General features: G+C 71.4%; 14 protein-coding genes. 12 read left to right on the top strand and 2 right to left on the bottom strand.

Going from position 1 to position 14,524, the window contains the following annotated elements; genetic code table 11:
- Positions 1-166 precede the first annotated feature (166 nt).
- Positions 167-1,105, bottom strand: a complete 939-nt coding sequence (locus ABZ016_RS08125) for a cation diffusion facilitator family transporter (RefSeq protein WP_356915705.1) — start codon at positions 1,103-1,105, stop codon at positions 167-169.
- A 154-nt stretch (positions 1,106-1,259) separates the two neighbouring features.
- Positions 1,260-2,231: a UDP-glucose 4-epimerase GalE gene (galE, locus tag ABZ016_RS08120; RefSeq protein ID WP_356915704.1), complete on the bottom strand. Its 972-nt coding sequence runs from the start codon at positions 2,229-2,231 to the stop codon at positions 1,260-1,262.
- A 279-nt stretch (positions 2,232-2,510) separates the two neighbouring features.
- On the opposite strand from galE, the gene ABZ016_RS08115 reads away from it, so the two are divergent.
- The 12 genes from ABZ016_RS08115 to ABZ016_RS08060 all read left to right on the top strand — a co-directional run bounded on the left by ABZ016_RS08115 (position 2,511) and on the right by ABZ016_RS08060 (position 14,446).
- Positions 2,511-4,316: a DUF5941 domain-containing protein gene (locus ABZ016_RS08115; RefSeq protein ID WP_356915703.1), complete on the top strand. Its 1,806-nt coding sequence runs from the start codon at positions 2,511-2,513 to the stop codon at positions 4,314-4,316.
- Complete coding sequence (locus ABZ016_RS08110; RefSeq protein ID WP_356915702.1) at positions 4,313-5,065, top strand: phosphocholine cytidylyltransferase family protein; 753 nt, start codon at positions 4,313-4,315, stop codon at positions 5,063-5,065. Before ABZ016_RS08115 ends, ABZ016_RS08110 begins: the two co-directional genes overlap by 4 nt.
- Positions 5,053-6,114 (top strand): iron-containing alcohol dehydrogenase family protein, encoded by a 1,062-nt coding sequence (locus ABZ016_RS08105; protein ID WP_356915701.1) that lies wholly within the window; start codon positions 5,053-5,055, stop codon positions 6,112-6,114. Before ABZ016_RS08110 ends, ABZ016_RS08105 begins: the two co-directional genes overlap by 13 nt.
- Entirely contained in the window at positions 6,092-6,871 is a 780-nt protein-coding gene (locus ABZ016_RS08100; RefSeq protein ID WP_356915700.1) for a CDP-alcohol phosphatidyltransferase family protein, read from the top strand. The genes ABZ016_RS08105 and ABZ016_RS08100 overlap by 23 nt, the downstream gene beginning before the upstream one ends.
- A 5-nt stretch (positions 6,872-6,876) precedes the next feature.
- Positions 6,877-7,749 carry a glycosyltransferase gene (locus ABZ016_RS08095; RefSeq protein ID WP_356915937.1) on the top strand — a complete coding sequence of 291 codons (873 nt, stop codon included), beginning with the start codon at positions 6,877-6,879 and terminating at the stop codon, positions 7,747-7,749.
- Between the two features lie 110 nt (positions 7,750-7,859).
- On the top strand, positions 7,860-8,789 hold the full coding sequence (locus ABZ016_RS08090; RefSeq protein WP_356915699.1) for an ABC transporter permease: 930 nt from the start codon (positions 7,860-7,862) through the stop codon (positions 8,787-8,789).
- Positions 8,782-9,561 (top strand): ABC transporter ATP-binding protein, encoded by a 780-nt coding sequence (locus ABZ016_RS08085; RefSeq protein ID WP_356915698.1) that lies wholly within the window; start codon positions 8,782-8,784, stop codon positions 9,559-9,561. The genes ABZ016_RS08090 and ABZ016_RS08085 overlap by 8 nt, the downstream gene beginning before the upstream one ends.
- Positions 9,562-9,920: 359 nt before the next feature.
- A complete protein-coding gene (hpnC, locus tag ABZ016_RS08080; protein WP_356915697.1) occupies positions 9,921-10,826 on the top strand; it encodes a squalene synthase HpnC in 906 nt (301 codons plus the stop codon).
- The gene (gene hpnD / locus ABZ016_RS08075) at positions 10,823-11,773 is read left to right on the top strand and encodes a presqualene diphosphate synthase HpnD (RefSeq protein WP_356915696.1); all 951 of its coding nucleotides are present in this window, start codon (positions 10,823-10,825) and stop codon (positions 11,771-11,773) included. The genes hpnC and hpnD overlap by 4 nt, the downstream gene beginning before the upstream one ends.
- Positions 11,770-11,904 carry a DUF6380 family protein gene (locus tag ABZ016_RS08070; RefSeq protein WP_356915695.1) on the top strand — a complete coding sequence of 45 codons (135 nt, stop codon included), beginning with the start codon at positions 11,770-11,772 and terminating at the stop codon, positions 11,902-11,904. The genes hpnD and ABZ016_RS08070 overlap by 4 nt, the downstream gene beginning before the upstream one ends.
- The gene (gene hpnE / locus ABZ016_RS08065) at positions 11,901-13,307 is read left to right on the top strand and encodes a hydroxysqualene dehydroxylase HpnE (protein WP_356915694.1); all 1,407 of its coding nucleotides are present in this window, start codon (positions 11,901-11,903) and stop codon (positions 13,305-13,307) included. Before ABZ016_RS08070 ends, hpnE begins: the two co-directional genes overlap by 4 nt.
- Positions 13,308-13,381: 74 nt before the next feature.
- Complete coding sequence (locus ABZ016_RS08060) at positions 13,382-14,446, top strand: polyprenyl synthetase family protein (RefSeq protein WP_356915936.1); 1,065 nt, start codon at positions 13,382-13,384, stop codon at positions 14,444-14,446.
- Positions 14,447-14,524 lie beyond the last annotated feature (78 nt).

Raw genomic sequence — 14,524 nt, 5'->3', positions numbered from 1 at the left:
GTCGGAAGAGGCACCCAGGAGGTGATCGTGCCCGGCCGCGTGGGCCGAAAATCGTCGCTGCCGGTGCTGTGGGAGTCAGGACGCGGGCGTGCGCCGTAGGGCTGCGTTCCCCGGCGCACTCGCATCCGAACGCGCCCCATCAGCACCACCGGCACCAGCGGTGGCGTCAGTGACAGAGGTGCGCCTCGTGCTCCGCGTGACCGCTCGGCTCCAGCTGGAAGGTGCAGTGCTCCACGTCGAAGTGACCACCGAGACAGTCCTGCAGTTCGTGGAGCATCTTCTCGTGGCCGATCGCGCTCAGCACGTCCGAGCTGACCACCACGTGCGCCGACAGCACCGGCATGCCCGAGGTGATCGTCCAGGCGTGCAGGTCGTGGACGTCCTCCACACCGTCGGTCGCCAGGATGTGGGCCCGTACCTGCGCCATGTCCACGCCCTTGGGCGCCGCCTCCAGCAGGACGTCGAGCGTCTCGCGCAGCAGCTTCAGGGTACGCGGCACGATCATCAGCGCGATCACGAGCGAGGCGATCGGGTCGGCGGCCTGCCAGCCCGTGAGCATGATCACTCCGGCCGCGACGATCACCGTGACCGAACCCAGGGCGTCCGCCGCCACCTCCAGGAACGCGCCCCGCACGTTCAGGCTCTCCTTCTGGCCGCGCATCAGCAGCGCCATCGACACCATGTTCGCGACGAGGCCGATCACACCGAACACGATGGCGAGCCCGCCCTCCGTGTCCGCCGGTGTGATGAAGCGCTGGACCGACTCGTACACGACGTAGCCGCCGACCCCGAGCAGCAGCAGACAGTTGGCCAGGGCGGCGAGGATCTCGGCGCGGGCGTAGCCGAAGGTGGCCCGGTCGCTGGGCGGGCGGTTCGCGAAGTGGATCGCGAGCAGCGCCATGCCGAGGCCCAGCGCGTCCGTCGCCATGTGCGCCGAGTCGGCGACCAGCGCGAGCGAGTCGGCGAGTACACCACCGACGATCTGTACGACCACGATGCCGAGCGTGATCGCCAGCGCCACCCGCAGCCTTCCGCGGTACGCCGAGGTCGCCGTGGCGCCGGCCGCCGCGCCGTGCGCGTGCCCGTGATCGTGCCCTGCCCCCATGAAGGCTGCCCTCCTGTGTCCGCTGATCGTGCTCGGGCACCCCAGTGAACTACGGGGAGGGGGTATGTGCAACGCGGCACTGAACACCGTTGTCATGTGCCCTGACCTGCGGAAACGATATGCAGGTCAGGGCGCCTCCAGGGCCGTCCGGCGGTCAGGAGCCGTGGTGCAGCAGCCAGCCCCGCCAGGCCGACTCGGCCATCTCGCGCACCCCGCGCCGCGCGGTCCAGCCGAGTTCCCCGGCCGCCCGGGCCGCCGAGGCCACGGCCCGCGGCGCGTCCCCGGGTCGGCGTCCCTCGACGACCGGGGCCCGCCGGTCGCCGGTGACCTCGCCGATGACCGTGATCAGCTCGCGCACCGAGACGCCCTCACCGCGCCCGATGTTGACCGTGAGATCGCCGGTGCGACCGCCCTCCGCGAGCCGCCGGGCCGCCGCCAGGTGCGCCTCCGCCAGGTCGGCGACATGAATGTAGTCACGGACGCAGGTGCCGTCCGGGGTCGGGTAGTCGTCGCCGAAGATCCGCGGCGCCTCGTCGCGCGTCAGCCGGTCGAAGACCATCGGGACGATGTTGAAGACGCCCGTGTCCGCCAGCTCCGGCGCCGCGGCGCCCGCCACGTTGAAATAGCGCAGACATACCGTGGAGATCCCGTGTGCCCGGCCCGCCGCCCGCACGAGCCACTCCCCGGCGAGCTTGGTCTCGCCGTACGGGTTCACCGGCGCGCAGGGCGTGTCCTCGGTGATGAGATCCACACCCGGGTCCCCGTACACGGCCGCCGACGAGGAGAACACGAAGCGCGCGATCCCGGCCTCGGCGACCGCGTCCAGCAGGGTCGTCAGACCGCCGACGTTCTCCCGGTAGTACCGCGTCGGCTCCGCCACGGACTCCGCCACCTGCTTGCGCGCCGCGAGATGCACCACCCCCGTCACGCCGTGCTCGGCGAACACCCGCTTCAGCAGGTCACCGTCGAGGGAGGAGCCCTCCACGAGCGGGACACGGTCCGGGAGCCGCGCGGGCACCCCGGCCGAGAGGTCGTCCAGCGCGAGGACGCGCTCGCCGGCCTCGGTCATGGCCCTGGCCACATGGGCCCCGATGTAGCCGGCCCCGCCGGTGATCAGCCAAGTCATGGTCGCCCACCCTAAGCTGCCGCCCCCGAAGCCGACGCAATGTCCCCGATGCCCGGTCTGGGAGGCGCGGTTTGTGGGGCGGCCCCCGGATCCACGATGATGATCGCGGCAGCGGCTTTGTGCGAACCGCGTTGATCAATCCGCCGAACAGGCGGTGAACACGGCCTTCCCGGCATCCGATAGCCTCTGCCGACAATGCCGCCCGGGAGCCACCGGCGCGGGCGCCCCCACCATGTACTGACCGGCGCGGACGCGTCGGTACCCAGGGAGTGAGTTCGGTTGTCGACCGCCATCCTCACCGGTCAGCCGGTGCCCGGTTCGTCGATCGAGGGTGATCTGCGGTCCCTCGGCTTCGACGTACGGGTCGCGTCCGACGCCGCCGAGGCCGAGGCCCTGCTCGCCGGGGTCCCGGGCGACCAGCGGGTCGCCCTGGTCGACGCCCGGTTCGTGGGGCATGTGCACGCGCTGCGCCTCGGCCTCACCGACCCCCGCTTCCCGCTCGCCGCGGTCCCGGGCGCCGTCACCGCGCAGCCCGCCGGCCGCCAGGCCCTGACCCGGGCGATGGCCCGCGAGAACTCCGCGGGCGGCGGCACCACCCTGGTCGACAGCCTCGCCGACCGCATCCTCACCGCCCTGGACGCCGACGGCACCGAGGTGCACCGCCCCGAGCTGGGCAGCCTCGTCGCCGCCGTCCCCGCCGACCCCCAGGCCCGCAACGAGGCACGGCAGGCGGTGGCCGACGTCGACGACGAGGCCGTGCGCCTGAAGTCGGCCGTGAAGTCCCGCGACGGCTTCTTCACCACCTACTGCATCAGCCCGTACTCCCGCTACATCGCCCGCTGGTGCGCCCGCCGCGGCCTGACCCCCAACCAGGTCACCACCGCCTCGCTGGTCACCGCCCTCATAGCGGCGGCCTGCGCGGCCACCGGCACCCGCGGCGGCTTCGTCGCGGCCGGCGTCCTGCTGATCGCGTCCTTCGTCCTGGACTGCACCGACGGCCAGCTCGCCCGCTACTCCCTGCAGTACTCCACGCTCGGCGCCTGGCTCGACGCCACCTTCGACCGGGCCAAGGAGTACGCCTACTACGCGGGCCTCGCTCTCGGAGCCGCCCGCGGCGGCGACGACGTCTGGGCCCTGGCCCTCGGCGCCATGGTCCTCCAGACCTGCCGGCACGTCGTGGACTTCTCCTTCAACGAGGCCAACCACGACGCCACCGCCAACACCAGCCCCACCGCCGCCCTCTCCGACAAGCTCGACAGCGTCGGCTGGACGGTCTGGGTACGGCGGATGATCGTCCTGCCCATCGGTGAGCGCTGGGCGATGATCGCGGTGCTCACCGCGGTCACCACCCCCCGCATCACCTTCTACGCGCTGCTCATCGGCTGCGCCTTCGCCGCGACCTACACCACGGCCGGCCGCGTGCTGCGCTCCCTGACCCGCAAGGCGCGGCGCACCGACCGGGCCGCCGGGGCGCTGGCCGACCTCGCGGACAGCGGCCCGCTCGCCCAGGGCCTCGCGGAGGCGCTCAAGGGCCCCGCCCGCAAGCTGCCGGGCTTCGTGACCCCGGCCGTCACTCTCCTCGGCGGTCTCGCCGTCGTCCTCACGGCCGCGCTGACGGACTTCGGCGGGCCCTGGCCGATCGTCGCGGCCCTCGCCTACGTCCTCACCTCCGGCCTCGCCGTCGCCCGCCCCCTCAAGGGCGCCCTGGACTGGCTGGTCCCCCCGTTCCTGCGGGCCGCCGAGTACGGCACCGTCCTGGTCCTCGCGGCCAAGGCGGACGTGGGCGGAGCCCTTCCCGCGGCTTTCGGGCTGGTGGCCGCGGTCGCCTACCATCACTACGACACGGTGTACCGCATCCGCGGCAACGCCGGAGCGCCCCCGGCCTGGCTGGTGCGTTCCATCGGGGGGCACGAAGGACGGACGCTGCTCGTCACCGTCCTCGCCGCACTGCTCACCGCCTCGCAGTTCAAGGTCGCGCTCGCGGTGCTCGCCGTGGCCGTGGCCCTGGTGGTGCTCGTCGAGAGCATCCGCTTCTGGGTGTCCGCAGGGGCGCCCGCCGTACACGATGAAGGAGAACCCGCATGATCGGCCTCGTGCTGGCGGCCGGCGCCGGACGGCGTCTGCGCCCCTACACCGACAGCCTTCCCAAGGCTCTGGTGCCGGTGGGCCCCGCGGGCATAGAGGGCGAACCCACGGTTCTCGACCTCACACTCGCCAATTTCGCCGAGGTCGGCCTCACCGAGGCCGGCATCATCGTCGGCTACCGCAAGGAGGCCGTGTACGCGCGCAAGGAAGCGCTGGAGCGGAAGTACGGCCTCAAGCTCACCCTCATCGACAACGACAAGGCCGAGGAGTGGAACAACGCCTACTCCCTGTGGTGCGGGCGTGACGCCCTCAAGGACGGTGTGATCCTCGCCAACGGCGACACCGTCCACCCGGTCTCCGTCGAGAAGACGCTGCTCGCCGCACGCGGCGAGGGCAAGCGGATCATCCTCGCCCTGGACACGGTCAAGGACCTGGCCGACGAGGAGATGAAGGTCGTCGTCGACCCCGAGAAGGGCATGACGAAGATCACCAAGCTGATGGACCCCGCCGAGGCCACCGGCGAGTACATCGGCGTCACCCTGATCGAGGGCGACGCCGCCCCGGAGCTGGCCGACGCGCTGAAGACCGTGTGGGAGACCGACCCGCAGCAGTTCTACGAGCACGGCTACCAGGAACTGGTCAACCGCGGCTTCCGTATCGACGTGGCGCCGATCGGCGACGTCAAGTGGGTGGAGATCGACAACCACGACGATCTCGCCCGCGGACGGGAGATCGCATGCCAGTACTGACCCGGCTGATTCCCTCACCGGTCGTCGTCGACATCCGCCCCGGGGCCCTCGACGACCTGGCCTGTGTGCTCGCCGACGAGCGGATCTCGCAGTCCGGCAAGCTCGCCATCGCGGTCAGCGGTGGCTCCGGCGCCCGGCTGCGCGAGCGGATCGCGCCGACGCTGCCCGGCGCGACCTGGTACGAGGTCGGCGGCGGCACCATCGACGACGCCGTCCGGCTGGCGAGCGACATAAAGGCCGGCCACTTCGACGCCGTCGTCGGGCTGGGCGGTGGGAAGATCATCGACTGCGCCAAGTTCGCGGCGGCCCGTGTCGGCCTCCCGCTCGTCGCCGTCGCCACCAACCTCGCGCACGACGGACTGTGCTCACCGGTCGCGACCCTCGACAACGACGCGGGCCGCGGCTCCTACGGGGTGCCCAACCCGATCGCGGTCGTCATCGACCTCAACGTGATCCGCGAGGCCCCCGTCCGCTTCGTCCGCTCCGGCATCGGCGACGCCATCTCCAACATCTCCGCGGTCGCGGACTGGGAGCTGGCCAACCGCGTCAACGGAGAGAAGATCGACGGTCTCGCCGCCGCCATGGCCCGGCAGGCCGGCGAGGCGGTGCTCAGGCACCCGGGCGGCGTCGGCGACGACGGCTTCCTCCAGGTGCTCGCCGAGGCCCTGGTCCTCACCGGTATCGCCATGTCCGTGTCGGGCGACTCCCGCCCGTCCTCCGGCGCGTGCCACGAGATCAACCACGCTTTCGACCTGCTGTACCCGAAGCGCGCCGCCGCCCACGGCGAGCAGTGCGGCCTCGGCGCCGCGTTCGCGATGTACCTGCGCGGAGCCCACGAGGAGGCGGCCTCCATGGCCGAGGTGCTCCGCCGGCACGGCCTGCCCGTGCTGCCGGACGAGATCGGCTTCACGCCGGACGAGTTCGTCAAGGCCGTCGAGTTCGCCCCGGAGACCCGGCCCGGCCGCTACACCATCCTCGAACACCTCGACCTGAACACCGAACAGATCAAGGACACCTACACCGACTATGTCAAGGCCATCGGTAGCTGAACTACGCCCCGTCGTTCACCCCGCAGGGGTGAAGGACCGGCGCAGCGGTGAGCACTGGATGGGACGCCTCTACATGCGTGAGGTGTCCCTGCGGGTCGACCGCTACCTGGTGAACACCAGGGTCACGCCCAACCAGCTCACGTACCTGATGACCGTCTTCGGTGTGCTCGCGGCCCCGGCACTGCTCGTGCCGGGGATCGCGGGCGCCGTGCTCGGCGTGGTGTGTGTCCAGATGTACCTGCTGCTGGACTGCGTCGACGGCGAGATCGCGCGCTGGAAGAAGCAGTACTCCCTGAACGGCGTGTACCTGGACCGCGTCGGCGCCTACCTCACCGACGCCGCGGTGCTCACCGGGTTCGGCCTGCGTGCCGCCGACCTGTGGGGCAGCGGCCGTATCGACTGGCTGTGGGCCTTCCTCGGCACCCTGGCCGCCCTGGGCGCCATCCTGATCAAGGCGGAGACCGACCTCGTCGGGGTCGCCCGCCACCAGGCCGGAAAGCCGCCGGTCAAGGAAGCCGCCGCCGAGATGCGCTCCTCCGGCATGGCGCTGGCCCGCAAGGCCGCCGCCGCCCTGAAGTTCCACCGGCTGATCCTCGGCATCGAGGCGTCCCTGCTGATCCTGGTGCTGGCGATCGTCGACCAGGTCCGCGGCGACCTCTTCTTCTCCCGGCTCGGCGTGGCGGTCATGGCCGGCATCGCGCTGGTGCAGACCCTGCTGCACCTCGTGTCCATCCTGGCCTCCAGCAGGCTGAAGTGAGCGGCATGAAGGTCGGCGCCGTCATCATCACCATGGGCAACCGGCCCGAGGAGCTGCGTGCCCTGCTCGACTCGGTCGCCAAGCAGGACGGCGACCCGGTCGAGGTGGTCGTCGTCGGCAACGGCTCGCCCGTCCCGGACGTCCCCGAGGGCGTCCGGACCATCGAGCTGCCCGAGAACCTCGGCATCCCCGGCGGACGCAACGTCGGCATCGAGGCCTTCGGCCCGGCCGGCCGGGACGTCGACATCCTGCTGTTCCTCGACGACGACGGCCTGCTCGCGAGCCATGACACCGCCGAGCTGTGCCGGAAGGCGTTCGAGGCGGACCCGAAGCTCGGCATCGTGAGTTTTCGCATAGCCGACCCCGAGACGGGTGAGACGCAGCGCCGCCACGTGCCCCGGCTGCGCGCCTCCGACCCGATGCGTTCCTCGCGCGTGACCACCTTCCTCGGCGGCGCCAACGCCGTCCGCACCCGTGTCCTCGCCGAGGTCGGCGGCCTCCCGGACGAGTTCTTCTACGCCCACGAGGAGACCGACCTGGCGTGGCGGGCCCTCGACGCCGGCTGGATGATCGACTACCGGTCCGACATGGTGCTCTACCACCCGACCACCGCTCCCTCGCGGCACGCCGTCTACCACCGCATGGTCGCCCGCAACCGGGTCTGGCTGGCCCGCCGCAACCTCCCCGCGCCGCTCGTCCCGGTCTACCTCGGGGTGTGGCTGCTGCTCACCCTCGTACGCCGTCCGTCCCGCCCGGCGCTGCGTGCCTGGTTCGGCGGATTCCGTGAGGGCTGGACCACCGAGTGCGGGCCACGGCGGCCCATGAAGTGGCGTACGGTGTGGCGGCTGACCCGACTGGGCCGGCCCCCCGTCATCTGACAAGCTCGTATCCGGGAGTGCCCGGGAGCACCCGGGAGGGGCCGTACGCTGGCCCCCGGCTCATGCGGGCCCGCACAGGCCGCGCATCTCGAAGACGAAAGTTTCCACTAGTGAGTGAGACAACGCACGACGCCACGGTCGCGGTGAACCCGCCCGCGGCGCCCGACGAGGGCCTCACGGCGACCGAACTGGCCGCCAAGCACGGGCTGAGCGTCAGCGGCGCCCGGCCGTCCCTCATCGAGTACGTCCGTCAGCTCTGGGACCGGCGGCACTTCATCCTCGCCTTCTCCCGCGCGAAGCTGACCGCCCAGTACAGCCAGGCCAAGCTCGGCCAGCTGTGGCAGGTGGCCACGCCGCTGCTGAACGCCGCCGTGTACTTCTTCATCTTCGGCCTGCTGCTGGAGGCCGACCGGGGCATGTCCCGTGAGGTGTACATCCCGTTCCTGGTCACGGGCGTGTTCGTGTTCACCTTCACGCAGAGCTCGGTGATGGCGGGCGTGCGCGCGATCTCCGGCAACCTCGGGCTGGTCCGCGCCCTGCACTTCCCCCGGGCCTCCCTGCCGATCTCCTTCGCGCTGCAGCAGCTCCAGCAGCTGCTGTTCTCGATGGTCGTGCTGTTCGCCGTCGCGGTCGGCTTCGGCAGCTACCCGGACCTGTCCTGGGTGCTGATCGTGCCTGTGCTCGTCCTGCAGTTCTGCTTCAACACCGGCCTCGCGATGATCATGGCCCGGGCGGGCGCCAAGACCCCCGACCTCGCGCAGCTGATGCCGTTCGTGATGCGGACGTGGATGTACGCGTCCGGGGTGATGTTCTCCATCCCGATCTTCCTCAGGGACAAGCCGGACTGGATCGCGAACCTCCTCCAGTGGAACCCGGCGGCGATCTACATGGACCTGATGCGCTTCGCCCTCATCGACGGCTACGGCTCGGAGAACCTGCCCGACCACGTGTGGGCGGTCGCGGGCGGCTGGGCCGCGCTCTTCGCCCTCGGTGGTTTCGTGTACTTCTGGAAGGCGGAGGAGAGGTACGGCCGTGGCTGAGCAGAAGCAGGACGCGCGGATTCCCACCGTCATCGCGGACGACCTGCACATCGTCTACCGCGTCAACGGCGCCAAGACCGGCAAGGGCAGCGCCACCGCCGCCCTGAGCCGCATCCTCAAGCGAGGCGAGGAGCGGGGCGTGCGCAAGGTGCATGCCGTGCGGGGCGTCTCCTTCGTGGCCTACCGCGGTGAGGCCATCGGCCTGATCGGCTCCAACGGCTCCGGCAAGTCGACCCTGCTGCGTGCCATCGCGGGCCTGCTGCCCGCAGAGCAGGGCAAGGTCTACACCGACGGCCAGCCCTCGCTGCTCGGCGTCAACGCGGCCCTGATGAACGACCTCACCGGCGAGCGGAACGTCATATTGGGCGGGCTGGCCATGGGCATGTCCCGTGAGGAGATCAAGGCGCGCTACCAGGACATCGTCGACTTCTCCGGCATCAACGAGAAGGGTGACTTCATCACCCTGCCCATGCGCACCTACTCGTCCGGCATGGCGGCCCGGCTCCGCTTCTCCATCGCCGCGGCCAAGGACCACGACGTCCTGATGATCGACGAGGCCCTCGCCACCGGCGACCGGAAGTTCCAGAAGCGCTCCGAGGACCGCATCCGGGAGCTGCGCAAGGAAGCCGGCACGGTGTTTCTGGTCAGTCACAACAACAAGTCGATCCGCGACACCTGCAACCGTGTCCTGTGGCTGGAGCGCGGCGAGCTGCGCATGGACGGCCCGACCGACGAGGTGCTCAAGGAGTACGAGAAGTTCACGGGCAAGTAGCCGGGTTCGTTCAGGGCCCCGACGGAACTGTTCCGGCGGGGCCCCGCGTCTGCAAAGGAAACGTCAACTCCGGCCCATCTCAGGAATCTTGGGGCCAATCGGTGCGTTCTCGTGATGCGCGGGACACCCTGGCGAACCGCGACACGTTGTACAACGTAAGCTGTACCGGTCCCGAAACACGGCAATCAGGGCGATAATGCGCGACACCGCTCGTCGGACCACCGTGCGGACGGCTGGGCGGCGTGTCCGAAATAGTGTGTATTGGGTCGGCAGTGTAGAACGGGAGATGTGACGGCGATGGCTACGGAAACTCCCCAGCTCCACGCAGCACGTGCCGTCCCCGCTCCGGGCAGTCGGCGGTGACGGGAACCGGCACGGCGCGCGCCCTCGATCCGGAGCGCGGCACCCTCGACAAGGCCGCGGGAGAGAACTTCCCCGTAGCCCCGTTCTTCCTGCCCCGGGCCTGGCGCGAGGACCTCATGGCCGTCTACGGCTTCGCCCGCCTCGTCGACGACATCGGCGACGGCGACCTGGCTCCCGGCGGCGCCGACGCCCGGCTGCTCGGCCTGTCCCCCGAGGAGGCCGCGGACCGGCTGGTCCTGCTGGACGCGTTCGAGGCCGACCTGCGCAGGGTCTTCGGCTCGACCACCCCGCACCACCCCCTGCTGCGCCGCCTCCGGCCGACCGTCCGCCGCCGCTCGCTCACCCCGGAGCCGTTCCTCGGCCTGATCGCCGCCAACCGTCAGGACCAGCAGGTCAGGCGGTACGAGACCTACGACGACCTCGTCGCGTACTGCGAACTGTCCGCCAACCCGGTCGGCCGTCTCGTCCTCGCCGTCACCGGCACGTCCACGCCCGAGCGGATCCGCCGCTCCGACATGATCTGCACGGCCCTCCAGATCGTCGAGCACCTCCAGGACGTGGCCGAGGACCTCGGCCGTGACCGTGTTTACCTGCCCGCCGCCGACATGAAGCGTTTCCATGTCCAGGAGGCGGATCTCGCCACGAAATCCGCCGGAGCGTCGGTCCGTGCGTTGATTGCGTACGAAGCGCAAAGGGCCCGGGACCTCCTGAATGAAGGCGCCCCCTTGGTGGGTAGCGTCCACGGCAGGCTGAAGCTGCTGCTCGCAGGGTTCGTGGCAGGGGGAAGGGCGGCCGTCCGCGCGATCGCCGCCGCCGACTACGACGTACTTTCCGGCCCGCCCGAGCCCGGCAAGGTCCAGTTGCTGCGTGAGGTGGGCGTGACTCTGCGAGGGAAGGGGTGATCCGGACCGTGGAGTCGGAACCACACGCGTCCCCACCGGTACTCGCCGCCTACAGCTACTGCGAGGCCGTCACCGGGCGGCAGGCCCGTAACTTCGCCTACGGCATCCGGCTGCTGCCGGCGCCCCAGCGCCGCGCGATGTCGGCGCTGTACGCGTTCTCGCGGCGGGTCGACGACATCGGCGACGGCGCGCTCGCCGACGACGTCAAGGTCCCCAGGCTGGAGGAGACCCGGGCGCTCCTCACCCGGATCCGCGAGGGCGAGGTCGACGAGGACGACACCGACCCGGTCGCCGTCGCCCTCGCGCACGCCGCCGGTCACTTCCCGATCCCGCTCGGCGGACTCGACGAGCTCATCGACGGCGTCCTGATGGACGTCCGCGGCGAGACCTACGAGACCTGGGACGACCTGAAGGTCTACTGCCGCTGTGTGGCGGGCGCCATCGGACGCCTCTCGCTCGGGGTGTTCGGCACGGAACCGGGGGCGCGCGGCGTCGACCGCGCGCCCGAGTACGCAGACACGCTCGGCCTCGCGCTCCAGCTCACCAACATCCTCAGGGACGTCCGCGAGGACGCCGTGGGCGGCCGTACCTACCTGCCCGCCGACGACCTCGCCAAGTTCGGCTGCTCGGCCGGCTTCACCGGGCCACGGCCACCTCAGGGCTCCGACTTCGCGGGCCTCGTGCACTTCGAAGTGCGACGGGCCCGCGCTCTTTTCGCCGAGGGCTACCGGCTGCTCCCCATGCTCGACCGGCGCAGCGGCGCCTGCGTCGCCGCCATGGCCGGCATCTACCGCCGCCTCCTCGACCGCATCGAGCGCGACCCGGAGGCCGTCCTGCGCGGCCGCGTCTCCCTGCCCGGCCGGGAGAAGGCCTACGTCGCGGTACGCGGCCTGTCCGGCCTGGACGCCCGGCATGTGACCCGACGGGTCGTCAGGAGGCGTGCGTGACGGACGAAAGTGCCGCCCTCGGCGGAAAGCGGTGGGCAACCCTCCGACATGGTGTCGCGTCCCTGTCGGAGACGGCGGGTCGTGCTCCGTTCGAGCAGTACGCCCGCGGCGCAGGGGAGGGGGCACGATGACCCACGGCACGCGGTCCCAGGGGCCGGACGGGCGGCACGTCGTCGTGGTGGGCGGCGGGCTCGCCGGCACCACCGCCGCGCTCGCGCTCGCCGACGCCGGAGTGCGCGTCACCCTGCTGGAGGGCCGGCCGCGACTCGGCGGCCTGGCCTTCTCCTTCCAGCGCGGCGAGCTCACCGTCGACAACGGACAGCACGTCTACCTGCGCTGCTGCACCGCCTACCGCTGGTTCCTCGACCGCGTCGAGGGCGCGGCACTGGCCCCGCTGCAGGACCGGCTCGACGTACCCGTCCTGAACGCCGCGCGGCCCGCGGGACGCCGGCTCGGCAGGCTGCGGCGCGACCCGCTGCCCGTGCCCCTGCACCTGGGACGCAGCCTCGCCGCCTACCCGCACCTGTCGCTCACCGACCGCGCCAGGGTGGGGCGGGCCGCGCTCGCGCTCAAGGGGCTGGACCTCGCCGATCCGGCCCTGGACACGCAGGACTTCGGCAGCTGGCTGGCCGCGCACGGCCAGTCCGCGCGGGCCGTCGAGGCCCTGTGGGACCTGGTCGGAGTCGCCACCCTCAACGCGGTCGCCGGCGACGCCTCCCTGGCACTCGCCGCGATGGTGTTCAAGACCGGCCTGCTGTCCGACCCGGGCGCGGCCGACATCGGCTGGGCGCACGTCCCGCTCGGCGACCTGCACGACCGGCTGGCCCGCAAGGCGCTCGACTCCGCGGGCGTCCGTACCGAGCTCCGTGCCCGGGTCACCTCCGTCTGCGGGGACGGGAGCGGCGGGTGGCGCGTCCAGGTCCCCGGCGAGATGCTGGAGGCCGACGCGGTGGTGCTCGCCGTACCGCAGCGCGAGGCCCACGACCTGCTGCCCGCCGGTGCCCTCGACGCCCCCGAACGGCTCCTGGAGATCGGCACCGCGCCCATCCTCAACGTCCATGTGGTCTACGACCGGAAGGTGCTGACCCGGCCGTTCTTCGCCGCGCTCGGCAGCCCGGTGCAGTGGGTCTTCGACCGCACGGGGGCGTCCGGGCTGCGTGACGGGCAGTACCTCGCCCTGTCCCAGTCGGCGGCCCAGGACGAGATCGACCAGCCCGTGGCCGTGCTCCGCGAGCGGTACCTGCCCGAACTGGAGCGACTCCTGCCGCTGACCCGCGGCGCCGAAGTGAGGGACTTCTTCGTCACCCGGGAGCGCACGGCGACGTTCGCTCCCACCCCCGGCGTCGGGCGCCTCAGGCCCGGCGCCCGCACCAAGGCATCCGGCCTGTACCTGGCCGGAGCGTGGACCGCCACAGGGTGGCCCGCGACCATGGAGAGTGCGGTCCGCAGCGGAGTCGGTGCGGCGGACGCCGTGCTGGGCGCCCTGGGCCGGCCTCGCCCTCGTCACCTCTTCGAGTTCGAGGAGGCGGCGTGATGCTCGATCAGGGCAGCGCGGCAGACGGCTCCCGCACTTCCGGTACCGCAACAAGAGGAGAGACTGTGCCCACTGTGCCCCCGGCCTCGAAGGCCGCTCGAGAGACCGCGGTGGACGTGACCGCGCTCCTGGAGCGCGGCCGGACCCTGGCCATGCCGGTACTGCGGGCGGCCATCGACCGCCTGGCACCTCCCATGGACACTGTTGCCGCCTACCACTTCGGATGGATCGACGCCCAGGGCAGGCCCGCGGCGGGTGACGGCGGCAAGGCCGTACGCCCCGCCCTCGCGGTGCTGTCCGCCGAGGTCATGTCAGCCGCCCCCGAGACCGGCATCCCCGGCGCCGTCGCCGTGGAACTCGTCCACAACTTCTCCCTCCTCCACGACGACCTGATGGACGGCGACGAACAGCGCCGTCACCGTGACACGGTCTGGAAGGTGCACGGCCCCGCCCAGGCCATCCTGGTCGGCGACGCCCTCTTCGCCCTCGCCAACGAGATGCTCCTCGAACTCGGCACCGTCGAGGCCGGCCGCGCCACCCGCCGTCTGACCACCGCCACCCGCGCTCTGATCGACGGTCAGGCCCAGGACATCTCCTACGAGCACCGCGACCGCGTCACCGTCGAGGAGTGCCTGGAGATGGAGGGCAACAAGACCGGCGCTCTGCTCGCCTGCGCCAGCTCCATCGGCGCGGTCCTCGGCGGCGCCGACGAGCGCACCGCCGACACCCTGGAGAAGTACGGCTACCACCTGGGCCTCGCCTTCCAGGCCGTCGACGACCTCCTCGGCATCTGGGGCGACCCGGACTCCACCGGCAAGCAGACCTGGAGCGACCTGCGCCAGCGCAAGAAGTCGCTGCCGGTCGTGGCCGCGCTCGCGGCGGGCGGCAGCGCCTCCGAGCGGCTCGGCGAGATCCTCGCCGCCGACGCCAAGAGCAGCGACTTCGAGAACTTCTCCGAGGAGGAGTTCGCGGCCCGAGCCGCCCTCATCGAGGAGGCCGGCGGCCGTGAGTGGACCGCCGGGGAAGCACGCCGTCAGCACACCATCGCCCTCGAAGCCCTCGATGCCGTGGACATGCCCGACCGGGTGCGGGCGCAGTTCGCGGCACTCGCCGACTTCGTCGTCGTACGGAAGAGATGATCACTATCGGCCGAATAACCCTCGCGTAGTCGCCGACCGGTGCCGCGAGCCACCACGCACCGGCCGACGGCGGACCCA

This window comes from Streptomyces sp. NPDC006372, assembly GCF_040612515.1.
Taxonomy (GTDB): domain Bacteria; phylum Actinomycetota; class Actinomycetes; order Streptomycetales; family Streptomycetaceae; genus Streptomyces.
This window is presented reverse-complemented; position numbering and strand designations above follow the sequence as displayed.

Coding starts and splice junctions, on each gene's coding strand:
- ABZ016_RS08125 (WP_356915705.1), bottom strand. CDS start 1,105: ATGGGGGCAGGGCACGATCACGGGCACGCGCACGGCGCGGCGGCCGGC.
- galE (WP_356915704.1), bottom strand. CDS start 2,231: ATGACTTGGCTGATCACCGGCGGGGCCGGCTACATCGGGGCCCATGTG.
- ABZ016_RS08110 (WP_356915702.1), top strand. CDS start 4,313: ATGATCGGCCTCGTGCTGGCGGCCGGCGCCGGACGGCGTCTGCGCCCC.
- ABZ016_RS08105 (WP_356915701.1), top strand. CDS start 5,053: ATGCCAGTACTGACCCGGCTGATTCCCTCACCGGTCGTCGTCGACATC.
- ABZ016_RS08100 (WP_356915700.1), top strand. CDS start 6,092: ATGTCAAGGCCATCGGTAGCTGAACTACGCCCCGTCGTTCACCCCGCA.
- ABZ016_RS08095 (WP_356915937.1), top strand. CDS start 6,877: ATGAAGGTCGGCGCCGTCATCATCACCATGGGCAACCGGCCCGAGGAG.
- hpnE (WP_356915694.1), top strand. CDS start 11,901: ATGACCCACGGCACGCGGTCCCAGGGGCCGGACGGGCGGCACGTCGTC.